Raw genomic sequence first — 9,109 nt, forward strand, 5'->3', positions numbered from 1 at the left:
GACCCCCAGCTCGCGGCCGTAGTCGATCACCAGGCCGGTCTCGGCGGCGTAGGTGTTGAGCACCGAGGGGATGTCGTTCTTGGCGTGGCCGGCGGCGAACAGCATCGCCGGCACCGCCAGCACATGGCGCACCCCCTGCTGCCGCAGCCGCTCGAGGCCATCGCGCAGGATCGGGCGGGCGAACTCGAGATAGCCGTAGTCGACCGGGACCGGCGCCAGCCGGGCGCGCAGCTGCTCCGCCAGGGCGGCGAACTCGGCCACCGCCAGGCGGTTGCGGCTGCCGTGGCCGCACACCATCACGCCGATCGGTCCGTGGGCACTCTCCAGCGGGCGATCCAACGCGGTGGTGCTCCCAGGTGGCGTGGTCACGGGGTTGGCCTGAGGCAGCCACTCCGGTGCCGGAACGGAAGTAGGGGCCATGGAGTCCTGAGCAGGAGCCGACCCTATCCGGCACCGAGGCCGCCGCAGCCCGGCCCGCCGGGAACACCCCGCCCCGGCTTCCTGCGAGACCAGGCTGATCGCGCCAGGATGGGGAGATCCGCGCAGGACCCCTGCACCTTCTCCCCTACGACCCCCTGCCACCGCCCCAGCCGGATGAGCCCCTGCTGGAGGTGCCGATCGCCTCGCTGCGGCCCACCCAGCTGTGCGTGGGCCGGGCGGAGGTGCAGCGGCGCCACGCCGATTTCTCCCGCGACAGCCCCGACGACAGGCGCGCCTACCTGCGCAAGAAGCCCGTACCCATGGCGCGCAACGCCGCCGGATTGCTCTGGATGGTGGACCGCCATCACCGGCTCAGCGGATTGTTCTCCCTCGATCCACTGGCTTCCGCGTTCGGTTACGTGGCCCTGGAGATTGCAACCACGGATCTCAAGGCCAGCCTGAGCGCCCTGCATCAACGCGGCTGGCTGTATCTCTATAACGGCCGCGGCCATGGTCCGCTCGATCCCGCCGCGCTGCCCAACCATCTGGGGGAGCTGCAGGATGACCCCTACCGCAGCCTGGTCTGGAAGCTGAAGCAGGAGGGGGTGATCGCCCCGGCTCCCCTGATTCCCTTCCACGAGTTCCGCTGGGGAGCCTGGCTGCGCCGACGCTCCCTGCCACCCTTCAGCTCCATGCGGCTGGAGCCGGCCCTGCCAGCCGCCCGGGCCCTGGCCCGCTCCACCGCCGCCTCCCACCTGGCCGGCTGGCAAGGGCTGTAGTGGCCGAGTATCTGGCTGCCAATCCGCTCGGCAGCTTCGCTCTGCTGCTCGCCCTCAGTGTGCTGGTGCCTCCCCTGTTCCGGCGGATGCGGCTGCCCGATCTGGTGGGATTGCTGGTGGCCGGTGTGCTGGTGGGACCCCATGCCCTCGGCTGGCTCACGCCGGACAGCCCCACCGTGGCCCTGCTCTCCGATGTGGGCGTGGTCTATCTGCTGTTCATCGCCGGTCTGGAGATCGACCTGGCCGAATTCCAGCGGATTCGCCAGCGCTCGTTTCGCTTCGGGCTGCTCACCTTCAGCCTGCCAATGGTCGCCGGCACGGCGCTGGGCTTCTTCAGCGGATTCGGGGCGGTGAGCGCGGTGCTGCTGGGCTCGGTTCTGGCCTCCCACACCCCTCTGGGGTACCCGATCGTGCGCAGCTATGGCGCCATGCGGGAGGAATCGGTGACCGTGGCGATCGGCGGCACGATCTTCACGGACATCGCCTCCCTGCTGGTGCTGGCGCTGTGCATCAGCCTCGGCCAGGGCAGCTTCTCAGCCCTGGGACTGGTCGGGCTGCTGGTCAAGGTGGCGGTCTTCGCCACCACCACGGTGGTGGTGATCCGGCGTCTGGGCCATGCCCTGGTGCGCCGCAGCGGCGACGGCGACGGGCGGCTGCTGGTGGCGGTGCTGCTCGCCCTGTTTCTCTCGGCCGTCGGAGCGGAACTGGCCGGGGTGGAGAAGATCGTGGGGGCCTTTCTGGCCGGGCTGGCGGTGAACGCCGTGCTGCCGGAGGGGCCGGTGAAGGAGCAGGTGATCCTGGTGGGGGCCAGCCTGTTCATCCCGATCTTCTTCATCGATCTGGGGCTGCTGCTCGATGTGCCCGTGTTCCTGCGCACCGTGATGGGCTTCGGCTTTGCGGCCGCCCTGATCGGCGTTCTGGTGGCCAGCAAGGGCCTGGCCGCCTGGCTCTCCGGCCTGATCTACCGCTACAGCGGCGCCGAGATGCTCACCCTCTGGTCGTTGTCGTTGCCCCAGGTGGCCGCCACCCTGGCCGCCACCACGGTGGGATTCCGCGCCGGCCTGCTCAACGAAACGGTGCTGAACAGCGTGCTGGCGCTGATGGTAGTGACGGCCATCCTGGGGCCGGCCCTCACCAGCATGGCGATGGCCCGCCTGCGCGAGGAGCGCACCGCGGCTCTCCAGACCGACGCCTCGACGGGCCAGCTGGCGCTGGTGCACCGGGCCCTGCGGGTGATGGTGCCGATCGCCAATCCCGCCAACGAGCGGGCCCTGCTGGGCATGGCCAGCCAGCTGATCGGCGGTGAAGAGGGCCGCGAGGGGCTGGTGCTGCCGCTGGCGGTGGTGACCCCCTCCCGATCCGAGGCGGAACGGCAGGGCTCCATGGCCCTCACCACAGACCTGGCCCGGGCGCGCCAGCTGCTGCTCGACACCGAAGCGATCAGTCGCGTCCTCCGCTTCCGCAGCAGCCCCCTGCTGCGGGTGGATCACGAGGTGGCCGGCGGCATCGCCAGGGCGGCCCTGGAGCAGGGGGCCGACCTGCTGGTGGTGGGGGTGGGATCACCGGCGCGGCTGGGCCGCTGGCTGTTCGGAGATCTGGTGGATGGGCTCTGCCGCCAGGCCCATTGCCCGGTGGTGGTGACCCGCCTGCGGCGCAACCCGCGCGAGCTGCGCCGCCTGCTGGTGCCGATCAAAGACCTCTCGGCCAGTGCCCTGGAGCAGGTGCAACTGGCCGAGCGCATCGCCAACAGCGTCAGCACCACGCCAGGGGGCCCGCCTGGAACGGCAGAAGCGCCATCCGGGCCGGTGCGGATCACCCTGCTGCACCTGCATGATCCCCGCCTGCCGGAGATCGAACGCCAGCAGATCCGGCAGCAGTTGCAGCACTGGTTGCCCGACCCCGACGCCCGCCGCCCGCGGGTGGCGGTGGATGTGCAGCTGGTGCCCAGCCTGGCGATCGAGGCCGGCATCCTGCGCCAGGCCAGCCTGCACGATCTGGTGATCCTGCGCTCCCAGCGGCGGCTGGTGGGCGGCCTGCCGATCGCCGCCAGCGACCGCGCCAGCTGGCTGCTGCGCCGGCTGAGCTGCTCCACCCTGGTGATCAGCGACCCACTGCACTGATCGACGCAAACCAGATCAGCATGCGTGACAGCCGGGGCGACAGAGTCGGAGCCTTTGTCTAGACCGGGCGTGTGCTGCCGTCGCCACCATGGCCTTCGCCCATCTGCTGGTGCCCACCGATGGCTCTGCCGCGTCCGGGAAGGCGGTGACGCAGGCGGTGGAGCTGGCCCGCAGCCTGGGCAGCCGCATCACCCTGCTGCATGTGCGCGAGAATGTGGCGCTCTCGTTGGTGGGCATGGGCGAAATGGTGGAACCCACCACGATCGAAGCGCTGCTGCAGGCCGCCAAAGACGACTCGACGCGGATCCTGGCGGACGCCCGGGCGGTGGCCGAGCAGGCCGGCGTGCCGGTGAGCACCGAGAGCAGCAGTGCCGACGGGGTGCACAGCAGCATCCTTGAGGCCGTGGAGCGTCTCGGCTGCGACCTGATCGTGATGGCCTCCCATGGCCGGCGGGGCCTGGTGGGCCTGCTGCTGGGCAGCGAGACCCAGCGGGTGCTGGTGCAGGCGCCCTGTCCGGTGCTGGTGGTGCGCTGATGCGCCGGTGCACGCCTGCGCCGCCGCGATCAGAGACGGGTGCCAGGGGCGAGGAAATCGGCGTAGGTGCTCACCAGCCCTTCGGCCAGAGGGATGCGGGCCTTCCAGCCGGTGGCCTCGATCCGGCTCACATCGAGCTGCTTCCTGGGGGTGCCATCCGGCTTGGTGGTGTCCCAGAGGATCTCGCCCTGGTAGCCCACGGCGCCGGCCACCAACTGGGCCAACTCCCGGATCGGCAGATCAATGCCGGTGCCCACGTTGAGGTGCTGCACCGGATCCGCCGGATCAGGGGCGTAGGTCTCGAGGGCATGCACACAGGCCTCGCCGAGATCATCGGCATGGAGGAATTCCCGCAGCGGTGATCCGGTGCCCCAGCAGGTGACGCTGGGGGCGTGGGCCAGCTTCGCCTCATGGAAGCGGCGGATCAGGGCGGGCAGCACGTGGCTGTGGGTGGGGTGGTAGTTGTCGCCGGGCCCGTAGAGGTTGGTGGGCATCAGGCTGATCGCGTCGAACCCGTATTGCCGCCGCAGGGCCGCGCACAGCTTGATGCCGGTGATCTTGGCGATCGCATACCACTCATTCGTGGGCTCGAGCGGCCCGGTGAGCAGCGCCTCCTCCCGGATCGGCTGCTGCGCCAGGCGGGGATAGATGCAACTGCTGCCGAGAAACAGCAACCGGCGGGTGCCGCACCGCCAGGCACTCTCGATCACATGGGTCTCGATCTTGAGGTTGTCGAGCAGGAAATCGGCGGGATAGGTGTCGTTGAAGTGGATGCCGCCCACCTTCGCCGCCGCCAGGACCACCACCTGGGGCCGGTTCGCCTCGAACCACTGGCGCACCGCCACCCCATCCTCCAGATCGAGCTCGGCGCGATCGGCGGTGAGCCGATGGGTGTATCCGCGGCGCTGCAGGGCTCGACCGATGGCACCGCCGGCCATGCCGCGGTGGCCGGCCACGAAGATGCGGTCGGAGGGATGGATCAGGTCGGCGCCCATCTCAACCGAGCCCCAGCCCTGCTTTCTCGAGCATGTGGGGGGTCGTGGGAGGGTTCTCCATCGACCCCACCACCTTGAAGCCTTCGCGGCGCAGGGTGGCCTCCTTCGCTGCCTCCTGCTGGTCTTCGGCCACCATCTCGGCCACGAGCTCCTCGAGGGTGGTGGTGGGGGTCCAGCCCAGTTTCTGCTGGGCGCGGCTGGGATCGCCCAGCAGGGTGGCCACCTCGGCGGGGCGGAAGTAGCGCGGATCAATGCGCACCACCACCTGATCGGTGCCGGCGCGCCGGCCCACCTCGTTCACCCCGTCTCCGCTCCAGCGGATGCCACCCCAGCCCAGCTGTTCAGCCGCGAGCTCGATGAAGCGCCGCACACTCTCCTGCCGGCCGGTGGCGATCACGAAGTCTTCCGGCGGACCGTCCTGCTGCAGCATCCGCCACTGCATCTCGACGTAGTCGCGGGCGTGGCCCCAGTCGCGCAGGGAATCGAGGTTGCCCATGAACAGGCACGGCTCCAGCCCCGCATCGATGCGGGCCAGACCGCGGGTGATCTTGCGGGTCACGAAGGTTTCGCCCCGCCGCGGGCTCTCGTGGTTGAACAGGATGCCGTTGCAGGCATACATGCCGTAGGCCTCACGGTAGTTCACCGTGATCCAGTAGGCATAGAGCTTCGCCACGCCGTAGGGGCTGCGGGGGTAGAAGGGCGTGCTCTCCTTCTGGGGGATCTCCTGCACCAGGCCATAGAGCTCGCTGGTGCTGGCCTGGTAGATGCGGGTTTTCGCGCTGAGCCCCAGAATCCGCACCGCCTCCAGAATCCGCAGGGTGCCGAGGGCGTCGCAGTTGGCGGTGTATTCCGGGCTCTCGAAACTCACCGCCACGTGGCTCTGGGCGCCGAGGTTGTAGATCTCATCGGGCTGCACCTGCTGCACGATCCGGATCAGGTTGGTGCTGTCGGTGAGGTCGCCGTAGTGGAGCACCAGGGGCGGCGCCGAATCTGCCCGGTCCAGGGCATGGGGATCCTGGTAGAGATGATCGATCCGCTGGGTGTTGAAGCTGCTGGCCCGGCGCTTGATGCCATGCACCGCATAGCCCTTCTCCAGCAGCAGCTCCGCCAGGTAGGAGCCGTCCTGACCGGAGATGCCGGTGATCAGTGCCGTCTTGCGCATGCTGGGCAGACCGCCATCGCCAATGGCGAGGAGGTTAAGCCGTGCTCGCCAGTACGGTGCGATCCAGAGCGATCACCACCGGCCGGCCTGTGACCCTGCGGCTCACCAACACCCTCACCCGTCGCACCGAGCCGTTCGAGCCGCTGGTGCCCGGGCAGGTGAGCCTCTATTGCTGCGGGGTCACGGTGTATGACCTCTGCCATCTGGGCCATGCCCGCAGCTACATCGTCTGGGATGTGCTGCGCCGCTACCTGATCTGGAGCGGCTACGCGGTGACCTTCGTGCAGAACTACACCGACATCGACGACAAGATCCTGCGCCGCGCCGCCGAAGAGGGCAGCTCGATGGAGGCGGTGAGCGAGCGCAACATCGAGGCCTTCCGGGTGGATATGGCCGCCCTGAACATCCTGCCGCCCGACCGGATGCCCCGGGCCACCGGCAGCCTGGAAGCGATCCGGGCCCTGATCGGAGAGCTGGAGGCGAAGGGAGCCGCCTACTCCGCCGAGGGGGACGTGTACTTCGCCGTGATGCAGCACGCCGGTTACGGCAAGCTCTCGGGCCGCGATCTGGGCGAGCAGCAGCAGAACGCCGAGGGTCGCGTCAGCCAGGCGGAGGAAGCCCGCAAGCGCCACCCGTTCGATTTCGCGCTCTGGAAGGCCGCCAAACCGGGGGAACCGAGCTTTCCCTCGCCCTGGGGGGCGGGGCGACCGGGCTGGCACATCGAGTGCTCGGCGATGGTGCGCGAGGAACTCGGCGACACGATCGACATTCATCTGGGCGGCGCCGATCTGATCTTTCCGCACCACGAGAACGAGATCGCCCAGTCGGAGGCGGCCACGGGCCAGGCGCTGGCCCGCTACTGGCTGCACAACGGCATGGTGAACGTGGGCGGCGAGAAGATGAGCAAATCGCTCGGCAACTTCACCACGATCCGGGCCCTGCTGGCCAGCGGCGTGAGTCCGATGACCCTGCGGCTGTTCGTGCTGCAGGCCCACTACCGCAAGCCGCTCGATTTCACCGAGCCGGCGCTGGAGGCCGCCGCCACGGGCTGGAAGGGGCTCAATGCCGCCCTGGGGCTGGGTCAGCGGTTCGGCACGGCCCTGGGCTGGATTGCCGCTGCCGCCGCCACCCATCCGCCTGAACACCCCAGCACCATCCAGTCGGAAGCACGGCGGCGCTTCCAGGCCGCGATGGACGATGACCTCAACACCGCGGCGGCCCTGGCGGTGCTGTTCGAGCTGGCCAGGCCGCTGAAGGCCCTGGCCCACCGCCTCGAGCGCGGCGACACCGCCTGCCGCGAGGAGGCCGCCGAGCTGGCCCCGCGCTGGCAGGAGCTGGTGGAGCTGGCCGGTGTGCTGGGCCTGATCGCCGAGACGCAGGCCCGTGACATGGACGAGGCAGCCTCAGGGGAGGACAGCGAGGACGCCGCGATCCTCGAGCGCATCGCCGAACGGCAGGCCGCCAAGGCCGCCCGTGATTTCGCCACCGCCGACCGGATCCGCGCCGAACTGCAGCAGCAGGGGGTGGAGCTGATCGACAAACCGGGCGGCGTGACCGACTGGATGCGGCGCTGATGGCTGCCACCATCTACCTGCACTGGAGCGCCACCCCCTACACCTGGGTGCGGTCGGGGGCGTATCACACGATCGTGGCCGGCGACGGGCACCTGCACCGGCTGCACTCGTACACGATCGATCTCAACGCCCACACCTGGCGGCGCAACAGCAATGCCGTGGCGATCTCCTGCGCCTGCATGGGCGGCGTGCCCGATCCCTGGACGATCCCCCCCACCGACGCCCAGATCGAGGCGATGTGCCGCGAGGCGGCGGCGGTGGCCCGCAGCTGGGGGTGGAGCGCCGACGACATCACGATCCAGCGGGTGATGACCCATGCCGAAGCGGCCTCGAACCGCGATGGCCGGATCCTGCACGACAACTACGGCCCGGTGGCCTGGGGCGGCAGCGGCGAACGCTGGGACTTCATGCAGCTCCGCAAGGGCGGGCCCGACGACGGCGGTGCGGTGCTGCGCCAGAAGATCCGGGCCTACCTGCGGGGAGAGGCGCCGGCCAGCGGCTCCACCGGGTCGACCGGCGGATCCATGGCGCCGGCGCCCCTGGCCTTCCGGCGCCGCAGCACGATGACGGCCCGCAGCCGCCAACTGGCCGTGGAGATCGACATCCATGGCACCTCCTGGGCCCTGGCCGCCGATCTGCTCAGCCTCTACGACATCCCCTACGAGTGGAATCCGCTGCAGCGGCGCCTGCTGATCGGCAGCAACGATGTGGCGCCCTTCTACCGGGACGATGCGGTGCAGGAGTCGATCGGCCACCCCCTGTTCGAGATGGCCCTGCAGGGGGGCAGCGCCCCGGTGATCCTGCGCGGCATCCTGCGGCCCGATGCAGCCGGAGAAGCAGCCGCAGCTGCGGCCCGAGATGCGGCCGGAGATGCGACAAGTGGTGCCGCGTTCAGCCGCGCCTGGTGCCGCGTGCTCGAATTCGCCGAGGAATTCGGCATCAGCGTGACCTACCAGCCCTTTGCCCTGGGCGAGCGACGGGGCGGCTGAGGGGCTGGAGCTGGAGGCGCGATGGGGAGGCGCGAACCGGGCAAGCGTCTGTGCCCACCGCAACGAGGGGTCAGTCGAAGCTCTGTCAAAGTCGATTCCAGAGTCAGCCAGTCATGGCCTCAGCAGACTTGAGCCCCGTCAACCAGGACCAGGCACCGAAGCGGCGACGCACCCGGCCGCAGCAGCGGCAGCTGTTCTGCCCAGCCCATCCGCAGGAGCGGTTGTTCGGCGTGGGGCGGAAGTATTTCCTGCATCTGCTCACCCCGGAGCAGCTGAAGCAGCGGGGCATGAGCGACAGGAAGGCGAAGCTGGTGATCCAGGCCTATCCGGTGCTGGTGCTGAGCAACGAATGGCTGGAGGAGCTGTTCTGCAGCTGCTGCGGCACCAGCCGCTGGTGCCACGTGACCAAGCACGACCGGGTGCAGCACACGGTGCGCTGGGCTCCGCGGGAGCTCTGGGAGCAGGTGGCCCATGTGGATCCGGTGGTCGCCAACCCCAGCGTGAGCCAGTTCAGCCAGCGGGAATCGCGGCGGCA

The 9,109-nt window shown here is 69.5% G+C and carries 9 protein-coding genes; 6 read left to right on the plus strand and 3 right to left on the minus strand.

The genetic code is table 11. From position 1 onward, the window contains the following. A partial coding sequence (locus VB716_RS14435) for a CbiX/SirB N-terminal domain-containing protein (RefSeq protein ID WP_323270853.1) occupies positions 1 to 297 on the minus strand: 297 nt, incomplete at its 3' end. Between the two features lie 314 nt (positions 298 to 611). Here VB716_RS14435 and VB716_RS14440 point away from each other — a divergent pair. From VB716_RS14440 to VB716_RS14450, 3 genes are all read left to right on the plus strand, one after another. Further along, positions 612 to 1,199, plus strand: coding sequence for a ParB-like protein (locus VB716_RS14440; RefSeq protein WP_323270848.1), 588 nt, complete (start codon positions 612 to 614; stop codon positions 1,197 to 1,199). Continuing rightward, a complete protein-coding gene (locus tag VB716_RS14445; protein ID WP_323270849.1) occupies positions 1,199 to 3,319 on the plus strand; it encodes a cation:proton antiporter in 2,121 nt (706 codons plus the stop codon). Before VB716_RS14440 ends, VB716_RS14445 begins: the two co-directional genes overlap by 1 nt. Before the next feature lie 88 nt (positions 3,320 to 3,407). Beyond that, positions 3,408 to 3,854: a universal stress protein gene (locus VB716_RS14450; RefSeq protein WP_197170020.1), complete on the plus strand. Its 447-nt coding sequence runs from the start codon at positions 3,408 to 3,410 to the stop codon at positions 3,852 to 3,854. Positions 3,855 to 3,883: 29 nt separating this feature from the next. Here VB716_RS14450 and VB716_RS14455 read toward each other — a convergent pair whose 3' ends face one another. Then, positions 3,884 to 4,849 carry a GDP-L-fucose synthase gene (locus VB716_RS14455; RefSeq protein WP_323270850.1) on the minus strand — a complete coding sequence of 322 codons (966 nt, stop codon included), beginning with the start codon at positions 4,847 to 4,849 and terminating at the stop codon, positions 3,884 to 3,886. Between the two features lies 1 nt (position 4,850). Further along, positions 4,851 to 6,011 carry a GDP-mannose 4,6-dehydratase gene (gene gmd, locus VB716_RS14460; protein WP_197154887.1) on the minus strand — a complete coding sequence of 387 codons (1,161 nt, stop codon included), beginning with the start codon at positions 6,009 to 6,011 and terminating at the stop codon, positions 4,851 to 4,853. Between the two features lie 89 nt (positions 6,012 to 6,100). On the opposite strand from gmd, the gene cysS reads away from it, so the two are divergent. From cysS to VB716_RS14475, 3 genes are all read left to right on the plus strand, one after another. Continuing rightward, positions 6,101 to 7,585, plus strand: a complete 1,485-nt coding sequence (gene cysS / locus VB716_RS14465; protein ID WP_323270854.1) for a cysteine--tRNA ligase — start codon at positions 6,101 to 6,103, stop codon at positions 7,583 to 7,585. Further along, on the plus strand, positions 7,585 to 8,574 hold the full coding sequence (locus VB716_RS14470; protein ID WP_323270851.1) for an N-acetylmuramoyl-L-alanine amidase: 990 nt from the start codon (positions 7,585 to 7,587) through the stop codon (positions 8,572 to 8,574). The genes cysS and VB716_RS14470 overlap by 1 nt, the downstream gene beginning before the upstream one ends. 128 nt (positions 8,575 to 8,702) lie before the next feature. Further along, positions 8,703 to 9,109 (plus strand): hypothetical protein (locus VB716_RS14475; RefSeq protein WP_323270852.1); only part of this gene is annotated, 407 nt, incomplete at its 3' end.

The sequence above is a fragment of the Synechococcus sp. CCY9201 genome (assembly GCF_034931105.1).
Taxonomy (GTDB): Bacteria; Cyanobacteriota; Cyanobacteriia; order PCC-6307; family Cyanobiaceae; genus CBW1002.

Excerpts from the sequence above, each read along its gene's own strand:
- VB716_RS14470 (WP_323270851.1), top strand. The coding sequence starts at position 7,585 with ATGGCTGCCACCATCTACCTGCACTGGAGCGCCACCCCCTACACCTGG.
- VB716_RS14455 (WP_323270850.1), bottom strand. The coding sequence starts at position 4,849 with ATGGGCGCCGACCTGATCCATCCCTCCGACCGCATCTTCGTGGCCGGC.
- VB716_RS14450 (WP_197170020.1), top strand. The coding sequence starts at position 3,408 with ATGGCCTTCGCCCATCTGCTGGTGCCCACCGATGGCTCTGCCGCGTCC.
- gmd (WP_197154887.1), bottom strand. The coding sequence starts at position 6,011 with ATGCGCAAGACGGCACTGATCACCGGCATCTCCGGTCAGGACGGCTCC.